This window comes from Chitinophaga sp. CF418 (assembly GCF_900142925.1).
Lineage (GTDB): Bacteria > Bacteroidota > Bacteroidia > Chitinophagales > Chitinophagaceae > Chitinophaga.
In genome coordinates this window covers 104,606-122,138 of record NZ_FRCN01000014.1, presented here as the reverse complement: position 1 = coordinate 122,138, position 17,533 = coordinate 104,606, and the positions used below count along the sequence as shown (strand labels likewise).

17 protein-coding genes are annotated in these 17,533 nt (G+C 45.2%); 13 read left to right on the top strand and 4 right to left on the bottom strand.

Annotated features, from left to right (window positions below):
- Positions 1 to 97: 97 nt before the first annotated feature.
- Positions 98 to 511 carry a methylmalonyl-CoA epimerase gene (gene mce / locus F3I09_RS26880; RefSeq protein WP_370512668.1) on the top strand — a complete coding sequence of 138 codons (414 nt, stop codon included), beginning with the start codon at positions 98 to 100 and terminating at the stop codon, positions 509 to 511.
- A 377-nt stretch (positions 512 to 888) separates the two neighbouring features.
- Here mce and murF read toward each other — a convergent pair whose 3' ends face one another.
- The gene (murF, locus tag F3I09_RS26875) at positions 889 to 2,169 is read right to left on the bottom strand and encodes a UDP-N-acetylmuramoyl-tripeptide--D-alanyl-D-alanine ligase (RefSeq protein ID WP_223233397.1); all 1,281 of its coding nucleotides are present in this window, start codon (positions 2,167 to 2,169) and stop codon (positions 889 to 891) included.
- 206 nt (positions 2,170 to 2,375) lie between these two features.
- Here murF and F3I09_RS26870 point away from each other — a divergent pair, with 206 nt between their 5' ends.
- From F3I09_RS26870 to F3I09_RS26845, 6 genes are all read left to right on the top strand, one after another.
- Complete coding sequence (locus F3I09_RS26870; protein ID WP_149698146.1) at positions 2,376 to 2,753, top strand: hypothetical protein; 378 nt, start codon at positions 2,376 to 2,378, stop codon at positions 2,751 to 2,753.
- A gap of 27 nt (positions 2,754 to 2,780) precedes the next feature.
- The gene (locus F3I09_RS26865; RefSeq protein WP_149698145.1) at positions 2,781 to 3,326 is read left to right on the top strand and encodes a YceI family protein; all 546 of its coding nucleotides are present in this window, start codon (positions 2,781 to 2,783) and stop codon (positions 3,324 to 3,326) included.
- Between the two features lie 27 nt (positions 3,327 to 3,353).
- A complete protein-coding gene (locus F3I09_RS26860) occupies positions 3,354 to 4,277 on the top strand; it encodes a DUF5777 family beta-barrel protein (protein ID WP_149698144.1) in 924 nt (307 codons plus the stop codon).
- A gap of 92 nt (positions 4,278 to 4,369) precedes the next feature.
- Positions 4,370 to 4,696, top strand: a complete 327-nt coding sequence (locus F3I09_RS26855; RefSeq protein ID WP_149698143.1) for a DUF4157 domain-containing protein — start codon at positions 4,370 to 4,372, stop codon at positions 4,694 to 4,696.
- Between the two features lie 142 nt (positions 4,697 to 4,838).
- Positions 4,839 to 5,225, top strand: coding sequence for a Co2+/Mg2+ efflux protein ApaG (apaG, locus tag F3I09_RS26850; protein ID WP_089828842.1), 387 nt, complete (start codon positions 4,839 to 4,841; stop codon positions 5,223 to 5,225).
- Between the two features lie 151 nt (positions 5,226 to 5,376).
- Complete coding sequence (locus F3I09_RS26845) at positions 5,377 to 6,255, top strand: MBL fold metallo-hydrolase (RefSeq protein ID WP_149698142.1); 879 nt, start codon at positions 5,377 to 5,379, stop codon at positions 6,253 to 6,255.
- A 226-nt stretch (positions 6,256 to 6,481) separates the two neighbouring features.
- On the opposite strand, the gene F3I09_RS26840 is transcribed toward F3I09_RS26845, so the two are convergent.
- The gene (locus F3I09_RS26840) at positions 6,482 to 7,426 is read right to left on the bottom strand and encodes a hypothetical protein (protein ID WP_149698141.1); all 945 of its coding nucleotides are present in this window, start codon (positions 7,424 to 7,426) and stop codon (positions 6,482 to 6,484) included.
- A 172-nt stretch (positions 7,427 to 7,598) separates the two neighbouring features.
- Between F3I09_RS26840 and F3I09_RS26835 the strand changes: the two genes are divergently transcribed.
- The 6 genes from F3I09_RS26835 (at position 7,599) to F3I09_RS26810 (ending at position 13,805) form a co-directional block, all read left to right on the top strand.
- Positions 7,599 to 8,279 carry a porin family protein gene (locus F3I09_RS26835; RefSeq protein ID WP_149698140.1) on the top strand — a complete coding sequence of 227 codons (681 nt, stop codon included), beginning with the start codon at positions 7,599 to 7,601 and terminating at the stop codon, positions 8,277 to 8,279.
- A gap of 13 nt (positions 8,280 to 8,292) precedes the next feature.
- Positions 8,293 to 9,957 (top strand): NAD+ synthase, encoded by a 1,665-nt coding sequence (locus tag F3I09_RS26830; protein WP_149698139.1) that lies wholly within the window; start codon positions 8,293 to 8,295, stop codon positions 9,955 to 9,957.
- Between the two features lie 120 nt (positions 9,958 to 10,077).
- Positions 10,078 to 11,352, top strand: a complete 1,275-nt coding sequence (gene serS / locus F3I09_RS26825) for a serine--tRNA ligase (protein ID WP_149698138.1) — start codon at positions 10,078 to 10,080, stop codon at positions 11,350 to 11,352.
- Between the two features lie 73 nt (positions 11,353 to 11,425).
- Positions 11,426 to 11,971 carry a GNAT family N-acetyltransferase gene (locus F3I09_RS26820; RefSeq protein ID WP_149698137.1) on the top strand — a complete coding sequence of 182 codons (546 nt, stop codon included), beginning with the start codon at positions 11,426 to 11,428 and terminating at the stop codon, positions 11,969 to 11,971.
- Positions 11,968 to 13,053, top strand: a complete 1,086-nt coding sequence (locus F3I09_RS26815; RefSeq protein WP_149698136.1) for a ThiF family adenylyltransferase — start codon at positions 11,968 to 11,970, stop codon at positions 13,051 to 13,053. The genes F3I09_RS26820 and F3I09_RS26815 overlap by 4 nt, the downstream gene beginning before the upstream one ends.
- Positions 13,054 to 13,061: 8 nt before the next feature.
- A complete protein-coding gene (locus F3I09_RS26810; RefSeq protein ID WP_149698135.1) occupies positions 13,062 to 13,805 on the top strand; it encodes a sulfite exporter TauE/SafE family protein in 744 nt (247 codons plus the stop codon).
- On the opposite strand, the gene F3I09_RS26805 is transcribed toward F3I09_RS26810, so the two are convergent.
- Together F3I09_RS26805 and F3I09_RS26800 are read right to left on the bottom strand one after the other, a co-directional pair.
- The gene (locus F3I09_RS26805) at positions 13,761 to 14,942 is read right to left on the bottom strand and encodes a PepSY domain-containing protein (protein ID WP_149698134.1); all 1,182 of its coding nucleotides are present in this window, start codon (positions 14,940 to 14,942) and stop codon (positions 13,761 to 13,763) included. The two genes, F3I09_RS26810 and F3I09_RS26805, sit on opposite strands and share 45 nt — an antisense overlap.
- Positions 14,943 to 14,944: 2 nt before the next feature.
- Entirely contained in the window at positions 14,945 to 17,422 is a 2,478-nt protein-coding gene (locus F3I09_RS26800; RefSeq protein WP_149698133.1) for a TonB-dependent siderophore receptor, read from the bottom strand.
- Positions 17,423 to 17,533: the final 111 nt, after the last annotated feature.

Here is a 17,533-nt window from a genome sequence, read left to right as displayed (position 1 = left end):
CCTCTACTACAAATTTAATGCTTAATTATGTTTCTTGCCTCCCACGATCATTGTAAGAACTGATGCGGATATAGAGAACGCTTATTTCTGCATTAAAATGCTAAATTGCTATATGCTGAAAGTAGAACACATAGGAATAGCCGTCAAATCATTAGAGACTTCAATACCCTTGTTTCAGAGGCTTCTGAACAGTGATTGCTATAAAAAAGAAATAGTGGAAAGTGAGTCCGTACAAACGGCTTTTTTTCGCCAGGGAGAGACTAAAATAGAACTCCTGGAAGCGACCAGTCCCGGCAGTACCATTGCGAAATTTGTGGACAAAAAGGGTGAGGGCATTCATCATATCGCTTTTGAAGTAGCAGACATCTATGCAGAGATGGAACGGCTGAAAGAAGAAGGTTTTACGTTATTGCAGACTGTGCCTAAACAAGGCGCTGATAATAAGCTGGTATGTTTTCTGCATCCGAAAGATACAAATGGTGTACTGATCGAACTTTGCCAGGAAATCTGAGATTTTTTTTAAATAATGAAATCCAGAGAATTAAAATGTTCGTAGATATATCTAGACACATGTAGCAGACACGTTAAAAGAAAAACATTCAATCAGGAAATTTTAAGGATTTAAAACAATCAGACGCACAATTTGTTGTTTTTTGGGGAGCACGGAAGTGTTCGCAATACCCGTAACCTCATAGTAGTTATGCCTCATAAGAAACAATTGCAGCTAATGGTCTCATATGCCTTATAAAAACTAATTCATCACTTTAATTAATTCCAGCATTACATATTTACATATATAACGTAATTACCAAACTCTTTATAATAATACTCTAAAGTTGGCATAGGTTATGAACACCTGCGGGCTTTCCAGCTTGCAGGTCTCTTTTTTTATAGAATGACCTTTTCCATGCCCATACTCCTGGAGCCTTTGATCAGCAGGTGTGTATCTGTAAACTGTTGCTGTTGCAGCCAGGAAGCCGCCGCAGCTGCATTTTCAATGAATATATACGGATGATTGGTTTTGATGAAATCTCCTCCTACCAGTACAACTGCATGCCAGTGCGTAGTTTGCAGCAGGTCAACCAGTGCCTGATGTTCTTTTACACTGTCGGCACCCAGTTCCATCATAGCACCCAGCAACAGTACTTTCTTCTCAGCAGTGATGCCGGCAAAGTTTTCAATGGCTGCTTTCATGCTTGAAGGGTTCGCATTATAAGCATCCATGACGATGGTGTTGCTGCCCTGTTTGATTACCTGTGAACGGTTGTTGGAAGGAGCATATGTAGCAATAGAAGTCCTGATATTTTTAGCAGGTACCCCGAAGTGCAGCCCAACTGCCACAGCGGCCATCACATTCGGGAAATTGTACGCACCTACCAGCTGACTATCGATCTGTCCGATATCTTCATGACTGGTAACCCTGACGCTCAGTAAAGCACTGTCTGCCAGCGGCTGGCCGGTATAATCAGCGGACTGTTGTCCATAGGTAATAACAGTTGGAATACCTTTGCTCATATCGAGGAGGTATGAATATTCATTGCAGACGAATACTGTTCCGTCATTCTTCCGCAGGAAATCATACAGCTCACCTTTCGCCCGGCGCACGCCCTCTTCACTGCCAAAGCCTTCCAGGTGCGCCTTTCCAATGTTGGTGATAATACCATGTGTTGGCCTGGCTATTTTACAATAACTTTCGATCTCGTGTTCATGATTAGCGCCCATTTCAATAACGGCAATGGCTGTATCAGATGGAATGCGGAGTATGGTCAGGGGTACGCCTATATGATTGTTCAGATTACCGATAGTCGCGGTAGTCTTGAATGCGGACGACAATACCGTACTGACCAGCTCTTTCGTAGTTGTTTTCCCGTTAGTACCGGTGATGGCCAGGAAAGGAATATCGAAGCTTTGCCTGTGGCGTAACGCCAGCTGTTGCAGTGTCTCCAGGACATCTGATGTCAGCATCATCTTTTCCGGCTGGGTATAATAAGCCTCCTCATCTATTACTGCAAATGCAGCGCCTTTTTCAAGTGCAGCTGCAGCATAGGTGTTTGCATTGAAATTAGGTCCTTTCAATGCAAAGAATATATCACCTGCCTTGAGCTGTCTGGTATCTGTCTGTATAGATGGGTATTGCTTATAAATATCGTAAAGCTGATCAATGTTCATAAAAACAAATGTATTAAAATTCAGTTGATAGTCCATATGCATCACTATAATTAGTGATGTGCTGCTGCACTGAAACACTCAAAAATAAAGATGAGTTATTCCGACAAATATAGACTTGTCAATTATATAATATATTTTTGTCTTACGCGTTATAACGAACAATAACCATAAAAGACCCGGGGTTATACCCGCCAAACTCAAGTGAAATGAAAAAACCTATGAAAACAGCACTGTTTCCATTAGTGCTTATGCTCTTTGTGTACAGTTGTACCGCCGAACAGGCTCCTGCACCAGATCCAGGTATTGAACCCACTGCCTGCGATACTGCAGTGATCACATCCGCCTACATTATGACAACCGTTTCCAGCAAGTGCACCAATGGCGCCTGTCACAAGGGAACGGGAAATTTTATTGTATCGGATTTCTCTACACTGGAGAAGCTGAAAACCTATCTCAACGCGAATGAAGCAATATTCCGTGAGCGGGTTACAAGTGCTAATGCCGATATGCCTCCCCGTGGGAAGCTAAGCGAGGGAACGCGCGACTCTATTAATTGCTGGCTCTCCCATGGTATGCCAGATTGATGCCCCATTAATGTAAAACAGTTTACAATGAAACAGATCATTACCATGCTTGCAGGATTGTTCCTTGCCCACGCAGGCTTTGCACAGGATGTGTTTACCTGCCGGAACACTGCACTATCTTTTTTTTCAGCCACACCCGTAGAAGACATTGACGCTATTTCAGATAAGGGCGTTTCTGCTATCAATCTAAAAACGGGCGAAGTGTATTTTAAAGTGGCTGTTAACACATTCAAGTTTAAGAAGCAGCTCATGGAAGAGCATTTCAATGAGAATTACCTGGAGAGTGATAAATATCCTCATGCCGTTTTCAAAGGCAAACTGGTATCACCTCCTGATCTGCATAAAGATGGTACCTATGAGGTAATGGTAGATGGTACTCTGTCTCTTCATGGCGTAGATAAAGCCTACCATGAGAAGGTGACTATTACTGTCAGGGACGGAAAGCCGGCAGCCAATGCAAAATTCAATGTAAAGCTGGCCGATCATCATATTAAAATACCTACACTGGTTATCAAAAACATCGCTGAGGTAGTGGAAGTAACTGTGAAAGCTGCTTATACTGCTGCAACCTGATAAAATCCTTTTAATCTGTCAGAACCTATGAAACATATTTCTCTGCTGTTCCTGGGCTGTTGCCTGGGACTGAATACCTTTGCCCAGGACAATCTGGAAGCCCTGGTGGCGAAAGACGAAGTGAAGACGCATGAACCAGTGATCGCTACTTACAAGTCTACCCGTATTATTCAGGGGCATTCTCCTGAAACCCTGAAAAAGCGTGAGCTGGACTTCAGGGTAGCGCACCATTTCGGCGATCTGGGGGGCGAATTCGGTGGTACCAAGACCTTCTTCGGAATGGACAACTCTGCTGATGTCCGCATTGCTTTCGAGTATGGCATTACTGACCGTCTGATGGTAGGTATTGGCCGTACCAAAGGTTCCGGTAGCCTTACCCAGCTGTATGAAGGGCTGGCAAAATATAAACTGCTCCAACAAACCACAGACGATCATATGCCTTTGACGGTCACCCTGTTTGGTAATTCGGTGGTGAGCGCTATGACTTCCAGTGAAACTGTTTCCGATGCGAGCTACTTTGGCAAATTCAGTGACCGCCTCTCTTATACGGGTCAGGTGATCATCGCCCGGAAATTTAACCGTAATCTCTCCCTGACCTTATTACCGACGCTGGTACACCGCAACCGGGTAGGATACAAGGATGAAAATGACATTTTCGCACTGGGAGCAGGTGGCCGGCTCAAGTTTTCCAAGCGTATCGGCTTGCTGGTAGAATATTTCTACCCTTTCCGCAGCCAGGATAGCAAGGACTATTTTAAAGAGCAGGGCCGGAAGCTGTACAATCCACTGGCAGTAGGTTTGGAAATTGAAACAGGTGGGCACGTATTCCATGTGAACTTTACCAATTCGACGGCTATACTGGAGAACCAGTTCATCCCGGAAACCACTACTTCCTGGTTGCAGGGCCAGTTCAGGTGGGGATTCAATATTTCCAGGAGATTCTCTCTGTGATAATTAGGAATTAGTATTAAGAATAAGAAATTATTACCACGTAACTTCTTAATTCTTAATACTAATTCCTAAATTGTATTTTTACATACGTCATGGAACCGGTAACCTGTTACATAAAAGAAAGATCCTTTCTGGCTCGTCTGGCGGCACGTTATATGGGTGGAAATCAGATAGCCATGGTCATAGGAAAGACGATCCACCTGCATGGCACCAGCAGGGAGAACTTTCTGCGTCATACGTGGTGGGTCCGGCATGAAATATGTCATGTAATGCAATACCGGGAACTGGGGCTGGTGCCTTTTCTCTGGAAATACTTTTGGGAATGTGTCAGGGTGGGCTATTATGCCAACCGGTTTGAGGTAGCAGCCAGGGCTGCGGAGCGGGATGCGGCAATTATGGAAGGTGTTAAGATAGTTTAAATGCCTTTTAATCAGTAGATTAGATATGCCCGGATGCCCATCTGTGCTACTTCTAAACGAAAAGTTAAAGTCTGACTCATCATATAATTTTTAGTACTACTGGATATATTTTGCTTATTTTTACGTTAAACGGAGGTGTTTTATGGTAAAAAAAGTAACCGACGGCATTACCATCAGTGTGGAGACATTTTATCAACCGGACTATTCAAATCCGATTGGTAGTGAGTTTATGTTCGCCTACCGTATCACAATTGAGAATAACAACACTTTCCCTATCAAGCTCCTCCGCCGCCACTGGTACATCATAGACTCCAATGGTACTCATCGCGAAGTAGAAGGAGAAGGCGTAGTAGGTGTACAACCGCTGCTCGCTCCATCTGAAAGTTATCAATATGTCTCAGGTTCCAATCTGCGTACAGAGATCGGCAAAATGTACGGTACTTACCAGATGGAAAATCAGCTCAACAAGAAGCTGTTTGAGGTCAAGATCCCCGAATTTCAGATGATTGTTCCTTTTAAGCTAAATTGATTTACTTTTTACCCTTTATTTGCTGTTGTAAAGCGCCTTTACGGGTGCTGCAATGCTGTTCTGGAAAATGAATGGCTGACTTGTATTGTCTGTTGACAGACAGTTGGCGACTATTTTCGGCAGGCTTACTATTGATTTTGAAGAATGTTTAATGGAACTAACGATCACAGGTTATTCTACCGCTTTGTTTTCTACCTGGTATTTCATTGAGGAGCTGGGGCTTTTGCTGGATGCAGGAGATGGCGTGATGTCTGCCTTACTGCAGAAAAGCAGGAAGATCAATCATGCTTTTATCTCACATGCAGACAGAGACCATCTTACAGGATTATTGCAATTCAATCAGCTGAATGCCAGGGAAGGATATCCTGTCATTCATTATCCGAAAGACTCCCGCTCTTTCCCATATATGCAGGCTTTCTTTCAACAGTTTGATCCTTATGCAATAGGGACGGTATGGGAACCTGCATCACCTGGTGATGAGATCCGTGTGAAGGATGATATTTTGGTGATACCTGTGCGTAATGGACATGTACCAGTACCACCGGAGATCATCAGGAGCCTGGGTTTTAAAGTCATGCAGACAAAACGTAAACTCAAACCTGAGTTAGCAGGACTTTCCGGAGAAGAGATCCGCAGGATAGGGCTTGAACATGGGAAAGAAGGTACTACTATGGAGGTCAGGACGAATATACTCAGCTATTCCGGTGATACGCCGGTAGAAGATCTGACACAGTGGAATGATTCGAAGATCCTTATTCATGAGGCAACTTTTCTGGAGAGAGAAGAAGAGATCAAAGTATATGCGTACAAGAATAAACACAGCAGGCTGGATGAAGTGATAGAAATGGTAAGTGGGAGTAATATTGAGAAACTGATATTGGGTCATTTCTCTTCACGATATTCTGCGGAGCAGATTGATGGCGCGATCCGGCAGTTGTGTGAGAGGTATAACTTGAATATTCCTGTATTCAGGATATTACCAGGAGAGACAGTGGTGGATGTGCTGGGTGGGAAGCCGGTGAATGGGTAGTGTGGTAATTGCTTAATTTTAGAATATAATCAGTTAATATATCAAGTGAGCTCAAACTTCAGAATAATATAATTACCACGGGCAAAAGTACACATGCATATGAAGCCGCATTGATTGCTGAATTTTAAGGCAGCAATTGATTTATGCGGGACATTCATTCTCATTCGAAACAGTGATGTCTCATGCATCCAAATTGGAAATGGAAAAAATGCAGCTGCTTTGATAGTTAACCCGGCCTGTACTTCGACTGCGAAAATATCTGCATTGCATTCTTATTCTCCATCAGCTGTTGCAGCGTTACCTCAGGATGATGTTTCATATACTCTTTTACAATCTTCCAACCCACAAACGGTCCGATCCTGCCTGGCGCCCCTTCCGGCATACCCTGTGTAGACGGTCCATCATTCATGAAATGCATATTGCTCTGCCAGTCTGATTTATACAACAGATTCTGTTGTACAAAATATTGCCAGATCATGAGTTCACTGTCATTACACCACTCCATCTGTGCTTTCGTATATCCCAGGCGGATACTATCTTCGGTTTCCGGTAATACCTGCTCCAGGAAGTATTGTTGTTTACCTGCGCTTACCAGTTGATTGATCAGCTGTTCGCCTGCCTCCGCACCCGGGTATGCCTGTTGCGCCAGTACCTGGATACAGTTGGTAGTAATATATTCAGGAGAGAATTTGCGGACCATATACATAGGGTAGTCAGGCAGCATAGGATATATCGGGAAATCTTTGCCCAGGTACATATCCAGTCCTATACCCAGCACAGAATCAACAGTCACAGCACCGTAATTACTGATCACAGAGCTGAAAGCGACTATTTTCTGTGGAAGTGGAAATGTAGGAATGTAGTATTTGATATAGCGGAAACTCTGTGCCAGGTCTTTTTCCAATGCATCCAGCTTAGGGAAATGCGCATTGATGGAATCCTGTAACACCCGGAAATCGTTATTACCCACAAGCATACGAGTCTGCAGCAATATCATTTTGCTGGTGTCGGCATAAGGTCCGAAATTCATGATATGCTCGATATAGGCAGGCAGGAAGTTAGGGTACGCTTTTGCCAGCTGTTGGAGTCCCGGCTGAATATTATTGGTATCCAGCTTATACAATGCCTGGTCAAAACGCTCAATTTGTACGTTCACAGCAATATGGCTCACATCTGGCACGTTTTTGTGCTTACAGGCAGAGACACAACATATAAGGATAAGTGCGGACAATAGGCCCTGAGCGTTACCTGCTAATTTATTAATGTAATTTCGCATACTTAATATCTAACTACTAATAGGTAAAAATATTATATAGCTTGTATTAAAAAAAAGGTAAAATTATATGAGGAAGGGAATATTCATCATGTTTTTGTTATTAAATGCAGCCGCATTGAAGGCTCAGCGCAACTTTATGCAGGAAAACAGGGTGCGCCTGGGTTTTAAACTGGACCCCACAGTTTTCTGGCTGCAACCCCAGGAATCAGGTGTTGACCGTAATGCATCCCGCGCCGGTGTCAGCTTTGGCATTATGGCAGACTTTCTGCTGGACGAAGCAGGGCGTTATGCCATCGCTTCCGGTTTACAGGTCTCGACCACAGGGAGTACATTGAAATATGAAGCCAATAAGGGGCTGGAAGAGTATAAACAGATCCCGGCAGAATATAAACTGAAAATCACTTATGTAGAGGTCCCGTTTGCACTGAAACTAAAGACGGACGCAGACAATGGGCTGGGCCTCTGGGGACAGTTTGGTACCTATCTCAGTTTCCCGGTACGCGGCAGGGCTGATATTGTCAGCCTGCAGGCTAATGACGACAAAGTGAACGTATTACGCACTATTACACCCATCAATATGGGCATGATGATCGGCGCCGGTGTTGAATATCCATTGGGCGACAGGCTGACCGCTATGGCGGGTCTCAGCTACCGGAACGGGTTCATTGATGTAACCCGCAACGGAAAATGGGAGGATGGAAAGGTAAATATGAATAGCTTTGCATTAAATCTGGGATTATTCTTTTAAAAGACGTTTGTAGATGAAAATTATACTAGCTCAACAGAACTATCATATCGGCAATTTCGAATTAAATACACAGAAGATCCTGGAAGGAATTAAAGCAGCCGAAGCGCAGGGCGCTGACCTGGTAGTATTCTCTGAGCTTTGTGTGTGTGGTTATCCACCCAGGGACTTCCTGGAGTTTGAAGATTTTATACAGCAATCCTATGCTGCTATTGACAAGATCAAAGCCCATACTGCTAATATCGCAGTGCTGGTAGGTGGTCCCTGCCGCAACCCACAGCCGGAAGGAAAGGACCTCTTTAATGCCGCCTGGTTCCTGCACGAAGGCGAAGTGAAACAGATCATTCACAAAACATTACTGCCTACTTACGATGTATTTGATGAGTACCGCTACTTTGAGCCCAGCTACGCCTGGAATGTAGTGCCTTTCAAAGGCAAAAAGCTGGCGGTGACCATCTGCGAAGATATCTGGAACCTGGGAGATAATCCCTTGTACAGGGTCTGCCCGATGGATCAGCTGATAGACCAGCAGCCGGATGTTATGATCAACCTGTCAGCCTCTCCGTTTGACTACGATCATGCACAGAACCGTAAGGAAATCATCCGTGCCAACGTACGTAAGTATGGTATCCCCATGTACTATTGCAATGCCGTTGGTTCTCAGACGGAAATCATCTTTGACGGTGGTTCAATCATCTTTGATGCACAGGGTAACATCGCAAAGGAGCTGCCTTATTTCGAAGAGGCGATGGACGGTTATGACCTGGATATTCTGTTGCAATCCAAACAGCCACTGGTAAACATGGAGTATGCCCCGGTAGTGGAGCTATTGCCTGAATATAACATTGATCGCATTTACCAGGCTATCATACTGGGTATAAAGGATTATTTCCAGAAAATGGGCTTTAAAAAGGCCATCCTTGGTTCTTCCGGTGGTATTGATAGCGCAGTGACACTGGCATTGGCGGTAGAGGCGCTCGGAAAGGAAAATGTAAGAGCGATTCTGATGCCATCTCCCTATTCCACAGATCACTCTGTGGATGATGCAGTAGCGTTATCAAAGAACCTGGATAATCCTTACGATATCATCCGCATCAACGATATTTACGAGAGCTTCCTGGAAACCCTCAATCCATATTTTGAAGGCAGGCCTTTTAATGTGGCGGAAGAAAATACCCAATCCCGCATCAGGGGGAACCTGCTGATGGGATTAGCGAATAAATTCGGGTATATATTGCTGAACACTTCCAATAAGAGTGAATTATCTACCGGTTATGGTACACTCTACGGCGATATGGCCGGCGGACTGGCAGTACTGGGAGATGTATATAAAATGCAGGTCTATGCCCTGGCGCGGTATATCAACCGTGAAAAAGAGATCATCCCGGTAAATATCATCGATAAAGCGCCATCTGCTGAGCTGCGACCTAACCAGAAAGACAGTGACAGCCTGCCTGACTATGCCACCCTGGACAGAATATTGTACCAGTATATTGAACGCCGGCAGAGCCCTAAAGAGATTATTGCCCGGGGATTTGATGCGGCATTGGTGGCCCGTACACTCAAAATGGTGAATACCAATGAGTACAAGAGGAACCAGTTTTGCCCTATTATTCGCGTCTCATCCAAAGCCTTCGGCGTAGGAAGAAGGGTGCCGATCGTAGGAAAATACCTTTCATAATAGCATTTACGAATCAGGAATTGTGAATTAAGAATGGGACGGGGAGCGCCTTATTCCCTAATTCTTAATTCACAATTCCTGATTGACTGTTATATTTGCTGAAATTTAATAAATCTTAAAATGTTACAAGTTCCGTTCATTCGTCAAAACAAAGACCTGGTGCTGGAACGGCTCACTTTGAAAAATTTCAAAGAGCTGGAACTGGTTGATCAGGTGCTGGAGCTGGACGACAAGCGCAAGAAATTAACCCTTGAGTATGATGAGACAAAGGCCAAAGCAAATTCGCTGTCAAAAGAGATAGGTAAGCTGATGGCCCAGGGACAGAAAGATGAAGCGGAATCACGTAAATCGGAAGTAACATCTCTGAATGAAAAGCTGCATCCCATCAATGAACAGCTGGCAGCCGCTGAAAAGCTTTTACACGATACACTTGTAAAACTGCCTAACCTGCCATCTCCGCTGGTACCTCCGGGTAAAACACCTGAGGATAACGTGGAAGTGCGCAAAGGTGGAGAGATCCCCGCATTATACGAAGGGGCAGTGCCTCACTGGGATCTGGCAAAGAAATATGACCTGATCGATTTTGAACTGGGAAATAAGATCTCCGGTGCGGGTTTCCCCGTGTATAAGAACCGTGGAGCACGTTTACAGCGCGCTATGATCCAGTATTTCCTGAACTATAATACCAGCAAAGGGTATACGGAATTCCAGGTGCCACACCTGGTAAATGAGGCTTCCGGTTATGGTACCGGACAGCTGCCGGATAAGGAAGGCCAGATGTATTTTGTAGGTGAAGATGAGTTATACCTCATCCCCACTGCAGAAGTACCGCTGACCAACTTATTCAGGGATGAGATCCTGAAAGACAGCGAGCTACCTGTAAAACTGACTGGTTATACGCCTTGTTTCCGTCGTGAGGCTGGTTCTTATGGTAAGGACGTACGTGGTTTGAACCGCCTGCACCAATTCGATAAAGTAGAGATAGTACAGGTAGTACATCCGGAAAAGTCTTATGAAGTGCTGGACGAAATGGTTGCACATGTCGAAGAATTAGTGAAAGCCCTGGAGCTGCCATACCGCATCCTGCGCTTATGTGGTGGTGATATGGGTTTCGGTTCTGCATTGACCTACGATTTTGAGGTGTATAGCACCGCACAGCAAAGATGGCTGGAAGTGAGCTCAGTATCCAACTTTGAAGCCTTCCAGGCAAACCGCGCCAAGATCCGTTTTAAAGACGGTGGTGGTAAACCACAGCTGGTACATACGCTGAACGGAAGCTCCCTGGCCTTACCACGTATCCTGGCCTGCATACTGGAGAATAACCAGACCGCTGAGGGCATCAATATCCCGAAAGTGCTGCAGCCTTATTTTGGTGGAGACAAGATCGCACTATAAATAAAGAAATATTGAAATAATAGAAAAGCGTTGCATATGTTGCAGCGCTTTTTTTTGTAGTTACATTTGTAGTATGCAGCACTTTCTACCCAATGGCCAGGTATTATTGGTGCGCCCGGCCCATCTGGAAGACGCTACGGCACTGCTGGCCCTTTTCCGGCAGCTGACCGTGGAAACAGATTTTCTCCTCATGACGAGGCAGGAGGCCGCGGAACTGACCGTCGTGGACGAGCGGGCATTTATCAGCTCTCTCAGTAATGAGGCCAGACACCTTCATCTGCTGGCGGTGGTGGAAAACCGCCTCACAGGCTCTATCACCATCAAACAGTCCGAATTAAAGAAAGAAGCTCACCTGGGCCAGCTGGGAATCGCCGTCCTGCATGAGTACTGGAATATGGGCATCGGCCGCCGTCTGATGACCGCCGCCATGCGTTGGGCAGAGCAGCATAATGAGCTGGAAACCATTCAGCTTAACGTATTTGCAAATAATGAAAGAGCTATCCAGTTGTATCGTAACTTTGGTTTCCTGGAATATGGACGTTTGCTTCAGGGATTTAGGCAAACGGATGGTACATACGGTGATTCAATATTAATGTCTAAAAGGATAAAGAACGGATGATGCAACGATATGACAGACATCTGAAACTGGAAGGCTTCGGTCCCGCAAAACAACAACTGCTCAACAACGCAGCAGTGCTCGTAATAGGTGCAGGTGGATTAGGAGTGCCCGTATTGCAATATCTCACTGCAATGGGGATTGGAAAGATCGGTATCGTGGAACACGATGATATTTCTCTCACAAACCTGCAAAGACAGGTCCTTTATAATACAAATGAAGTAGGCAGCCCGAAATTGAAGGCAGCTGTACAACGCCTGCACCAACTCAATCCGGAAGTACAATTTGCCATGTATGATACCTGGATCATGCCTGACAATGCACTTGATATTATCAGACCTTATGATGTAGTGGTGGACTGTACAGATAACTTCGGTACCCGCTACCTGGTCAATGATGCCTGTGTAATACTCAACAAACCTTTTGTATATGGCGCTATCCATAAATACGAAGGACAGGTCAGCGTATTCAATTACAAGGGGAGTGCTACTTACCGCTGTCTGTTCCCGGAACAGCCGGAGCCAGGTACTATGCTGAACTGCAGTGATATTGGCGTGCTGGGTATCCTACCCGGGATCATCGGTTCTTACCAGGCCAACGAAACAGTGAAGATCATTACCGGTATTGGCGAACCACTCAGCAATCAACTACTGACCATCGATACACTCTATAACATACATCATACTTTCCAGATCAAACCTGTTCCCGGTAATCATAACATTACCACTCTGCAGGAAAGCTACGAGCAGCCCTGCGATACTGGTGGTGTGAAAAGCCTGTCGGTACATCAGTTACAGGATTGGCTGGAAACAGGGAAGCCTTTACAGCTGATAGATGTAAGAGAGACTGACGAGTGGGAAATATGCCATATTCCACAAGCCATGCATGTGCCGATGCGAATGGTAGGAAGTATTGTACCCAAACTAAGAAAAGATCAGCCGATAGCTTTACTATGTCATCATGGAATGCGTAGCCTGATGGTGGCGCAACAGCTGGATGCAGCAGGTTTCCCTGTGGTCTACAATATAGAAGGAGGCATCCATGCCTGGGCCGCCGAAATTGACGTGGAAATGAATACTTATTAAACTGGCTTATGTCTATTGAACTTTGCATATTGTTCTTTACAATAGCCCTATTGTATGCTTCTGCCGGCTTTGGTGGTGGGTCCAGCTATCTGGCTTTAATGGCATTGTGGAGTGTTGATTTCCAACTAATGAAATCTACGGCATTGCTCTGTAATGTGGTCGTGGTCATAGGTGGTGTTTATCATTTTTATCGTGCGGGCCAGTTGCCACTGAAGAGGGCTTTGCAGCTAAGTGTGATCAGCGTGCCATTTGCCTTTCTGGGTAGTTACCTGCCATTAAAACAACATACTTTTTTCCTGCTGCTGGGAATAGCTTTGACGGTAGCAGCTTTGTTGATGTGTTATAAACTGTTCCTGGAAAAAGAATATGTTCCGGATCCTAATGCACAGAAGACCTACAAATACGGTATTATTGGCGCTGCTATCGGGTTATTGTCAGGTATGACAGGAATTGGTGGAGGTATTTATTTGTCGCCGGTATTACGCCTGGGGCGTTATGATACGGCGAAGAAAATAGCGGGGATCTGCAGTGTATTTATACTTGTAAATTCTATTGGTGGGTTATTAGGACAGGCCAGCAAAGGAGAAATAGTATTTGATCTTCGCTTTGCCGGCCCGCTTTTATTGTCTGTTATTGTAGGAGGTCAGATAGGCGCCCGTTTGAGTGCGGCAGTACTGAAACCTCGGATAGTGGAAGGCGCTACCGCCTTACTGATATTGTACGCTGGTGTCCGGATGCTTATCCAGGGTTAATTCCTGCGGTTTTGTCGCTTTTACCTTTACCTCTTTTTTCTTTTTCTTCTTCCTGCCCATCCATATCAGGAACCCGGATATGGGTAGTGTAGTTGCTACCAGCGCAGCAATCAGTGCCAGTATCTGGGTTGGCCATCCATAAAGGGTACCTCTGTGCAACGGATATACCCATCTTCTGGCAATGGTACCATTACTTTCATTGTCATACAGGCGCTCCTTTACCAGTTCTCCGGTGCCGGCCTGGAAATAAAGGAAATCGCTCACATTGCCATGTCTGGCCCTGTTTTCTTTGGACGTTGTAATAGACGTGCTGTCATTTTCCGCAAGGCGGATAGTGACCGTGCCCTCGTATGACAGCCGTTCATTGGTTGTGTTTACGATCTTTTCCAGGTAGGCAATACCTGTATTCTTTACCGCAGGGCTTTCAGGAGTTACTATTTTCTGTTGTTTGGTGTTCCCGTCGAAAGCAATATATAGCAGATTGTTCATCCACTTATAACTCCATATAAGTCCTGTAAGGGCAGTGATCAGTAATATGATGTGCACATAGAATCCGAATACAGCATGCAGGTCCCAGTTAAGTCTTTTGAAAGACGCGTTCCATTTTACACTTAAACGCTGTTTACGAGCGTTCCTTTTCGGCCACCATAGTATCAGCCCCGTCAGGATCAGGATAGTGAAGATGGAACATGAAATACCGGTGATGAACTTGCCGGTTTCGCCCATGCACAGGTAGCGGTGTAACTGCAGCACGACGGAAAAGAACCGTTTATTGCCCGGAACAGATTCAATGATCTTGCCAGTATAGGGATTGACAGCCACATACAGCTGGTTCTTAAGGACCTTATTCCCTTTTCCCTTCCGTAAAAGATAGACAACGCTGCGATCAGCCTCAGGTTCTAACATGATATTGCCGACCTTGTATTTCGGATTTTCCCTTTGTACATAAGCTGTCAGGTTGTCCAGTGGTTGTCTGGAAGTGTTTGCGGGCACTTCTACATAAAAAAAAGAAGACCGGAACGTATGTTCCAGTTCTTCTTCAAATACGAGCAGGCTGCCTGTCCCCGCCACTACGAGGACCACAATGCCGGAAGCTATGCCCAGCCAGAGATGTAACCAGCCAAATATTTTTTTCATGATCAGAATGTATATGAGATTGTTGCCTGCCAGCTCCTCGGCGCGCCGGGGAAGAGGCGAATATAGTCATATCCGCCAACCCAGTAGGTTTTATTTGTAACGTTATTGAAATTCACCTGCAACCGTACTTTATTCACCTGGTAGTAAGCGGCCGCATTCACAAGTACGTAACCGGGCAAGGTCTGTTTGGTGTTTAGTGACACGTTCCTTTCTGTTACGAAGTTAGCGCCTGCACCTACACCTAAGCCTTTTACCGGACCGGAAGGGATAGTGTATTTGGTCCAGATATTACCCTGGTGTTTGGGCGCGTTTGGTTTTTGTCTGCCTACCAGTGCAGAGTCAGATTTACCTGACTTGCTGATGGTAGCGTCGTTGAAAGCATATGCCAGCGTCAGGTCCCAGTTGTCAGTGATACGTCCTGTTACATCCAGTTCTACACCTTTGGAGGTTTCTTCACCGATCTGTATCATCTTGTCAGGATTACCTGGTTCATTTGCATTATACAGTGTATTGGTCTGTACGATATGGTATACCGCTGCATTTGCAGTCACATTGCCATTGAGCCATTCTGTTTTCAGGCCACCTTCCCAGAGTTGGCTGGTGATAGGATCGAATGGTCCGCCGGAGAGCGGATTGGTCTGAACAGCAGCATCCTGAGGATTGTAACCTTTGGTGTACATACCGTATACATTGATATTGCGGTTGATGCTGTATACTACACCCAGTCTTGGCAGAAAAGTATGTTGCGTTACTTTTTTCACACTATCTGTCCTGTAATTAGGCTTGTCGGTATATGATTCGTAACGACCGCCAAGTAACAATTTCAGATTTCCGATGCTGATCTGGTCCTGCAGGTAAATGCCGCTGATGCTGCTGAAAGACGGCAATACAGCGCTGTTCTGCACAACGTAAGTGTATTTGGAAGGATCCTCCAGCTTGTTATCATTTTTAGTGATATCAAAAGAAGATACATTCGGTTTGGGTATGCTGATCACCTTTCCATCAGGAGTGGTGTAGTTGTAGAATACATAGTTAGCTGCTTTTGCAGGATTGTATGCTGCAGCGCCGCCGGCTTTCAGCTGGTAATTGCTCGCCGTTAACTGAGATGCGCCGGGAGGTAGTTTGGAAGTAGCGTAATCATAACCGCCCACCAGTTTGTGCGAGATCTTACCGGTTTCCACACTATAAGTCAGGTAAGCAGAAGCATTATCGCTGGAAGGGTTCTTTTTGCGTATGAATGACTGACGGGCTACCAGGTTAGGAATGGGAGTACCGGAAGAATCCACAGCATAGGCATTGGCGCTTCGGTGTTCCAGCAGGTCTTCTGTATAACCAGTGCGCAGGTAAGCCAGGTTAAAGGCCAGACGGCTGGAGAACTGATGATTCAGAGACGCTGTTACAGTGTATGTTTCCTCATTCAGATAGTCGTTGGTAGCGCTGAGTGAGCGGGAGATCGGTGTTGAATACAGATCGCCGTTGTACAATACTGATTGTCCGCGGTCAAGACGGCTGTTGGATTTGTTATATACCGCATCAAAGTTGATACGTGTTTTTTCTGTTGGCAGGAAAGACACAGACGGTGCAATCACCAGGTTCTTGTCGAACTGCAGGTCTCGGAAGGACTCTGTATTTTCATACCCGATGTTCAGGCGATACAGGATGGTCTTCTCATCGTTCAGCGGACCGGTAAAGTCTGCCAAAACGCGGTTGTTATTGAAGCTACCCATGGTGAAGCTGAGTGATTTACGGGCTTCTTCCAATGGCTTTTTGGTTACACGGTTGATGGTACCGCCCGGAGATGCATTACCAAACAATGCAGAGGCAGGGCCTTTGATCACTTCTACTCTTTCCAGATAGTTGACCATTGGCTGTTTCCAGAAACCGGTGAAGGTACGCAGGCCATTCAGCAGCTGTGTGGTACTGCCACCATTGATACGGAAACCACGGATAGTGATATCATCATAAAAAGTAAACTGGTTCACACCACTGAAGTTCTTCACTACGTCTCCCATTCTTACGGATGCCTGATCCTGCATCAGTTCTTTGGTAACGTAAGAGATAGACTGGGGTACGTCTTTCAGCGGAGTTGCTGTTTTGGTACCAATAAAAGAAGCGGTGTTCTTATATCCTTTTTCAGTTCTTCCGGTGATTTCTACGGTTTGCAGTTGTGAAGAAGCTGGCACTAAAGTAACATCCAGTCTGTTCCCTTTTACTTTCTGTTGTAAAGGTTCAAAACCGGTATGTGTAAAGCGGATGGTATATTCTACGCCTTCCGGCAGGTTTGAAAAGATATAATGTCCGTTTTCGTCAGTGAAAGCCGTCTGGCTTTTGTTGAGCAGGACACTCACTTTGGGTAATGGAACGTTGTTAATATCTCTGACTGTGCCCTCTATGTTCACTTTAGTTTGTGCGTTGGCAGATATGCACAGGAACAGGTATAGGAAAATGCTGATTTGTAGCTTCTGTAAATAGCCGAACATTGACTGACTGATTTTTCCACAAAGAACGATCAGTAATGTCCGCTTACTTAATCGAATCGGGAAAAAGATTTACCTAAAGCGGAAAAACCCGCCAATAATGCATTGTATGTC

Bases quoted from the DNA above. Each gene is read 5' to 3' on its own strand.
- F3I09_RS26815 (WP_149698136.1), top strand. From the start codon at position 11,968: ATGATGCAACGATATGACAGACATCTGAAACTGGAAGGCTTCGGTCCC.
- murF (WP_223233397.1), bottom strand. From the start codon at position 2,169: ATGAACATTGATCAGCTTTACGATATTTATAAGCAATACCCATCTATA.
- F3I09_RS26830 (WP_149698139.1), top strand. From the start codon at position 8,293: ATGAAAATTATACTAGCTCAACAGAACTATCATATCGGCAATTTCGAA.
- F3I09_RS26820 (WP_149698137.1), top strand. From the start codon at position 11,426: ATGCAGCACTTTCTACCCAATGGCCAGGTATTATTGGTGCGCCCGGCC.
- F3I09_RS26810 (WP_149698135.1), top strand. From the start codon at position 13,062: ATGTCTATTGAACTTTGCATATTGTTCTTTACAATAGCCCTATTGTAT.
- F3I09_RS26855 (WP_149698143.1), top strand. From the start codon at position 4,370: ATGGAACCGGTAACCTGTTACATAAAAGAAAGATCCTTTCTGGCTCGT.
- F3I09_RS26845 (WP_149698142.1), top strand. From the start codon at position 5,377: ATGGAACTAACGATCACAGGTTATTCTACCGCTTTGTTTTCTACCTGG.
- serS (WP_149698138.1), top strand. From the start codon at position 10,078: ATGTTACAAGTTCCGTTCATTCGTCAAAACAAAGACCTGGTGCTGGAA.
- apaG (WP_089828842.1), top strand. From the start codon at position 4,839: ATGGTAAAAAAAGTAACCGACGGCATTACCATCAGTGTGGAGACATTT.
- F3I09_RS26865 (WP_149698145.1), top strand. From the start codon at position 2,781: ATGAAACAGATCATTACCATGCTTGCAGGATTGTTCCTTGCCCACGCA.
- F3I09_RS26870 (WP_149698146.1), top strand. From the start codon at position 2,376: ATGAAAAAACCTATGAAAACAGCACTGTTTCCATTAGTGCTTATGCTC.
- F3I09_RS26800 (WP_149698133.1), bottom strand. From the start codon at position 17,422: ATGTTCGGCTATTTACAGAAGCTACAAATCAGCATTTTCCTATACCTG.
- mce (WP_370512668.1), top strand. From the start codon at position 98: ATGCTAAATTGCTATATGCTGAAAGTAGAACACATAGGAATAGCCGTC.
- F3I09_RS26805 (WP_149698134.1), bottom strand. From the start codon at position 14,942: ATGAAAAAAATATTTGGCTGGTTACATCTCTGGCTGGGCATAGCTTCC.
- F3I09_RS26860 (WP_149698144.1), top strand. From the start codon at position 3,354: ATGAAACATATTTCTCTGCTGTTCCTGGGCTGTTGCCTGGGACTGAAT.
- F3I09_RS26835 (WP_149698140.1), top strand. From the start codon at position 7,599: ATGAGGAAGGGAATATTCATCATGTTTTTGTTATTAAATGCAGCCGCA.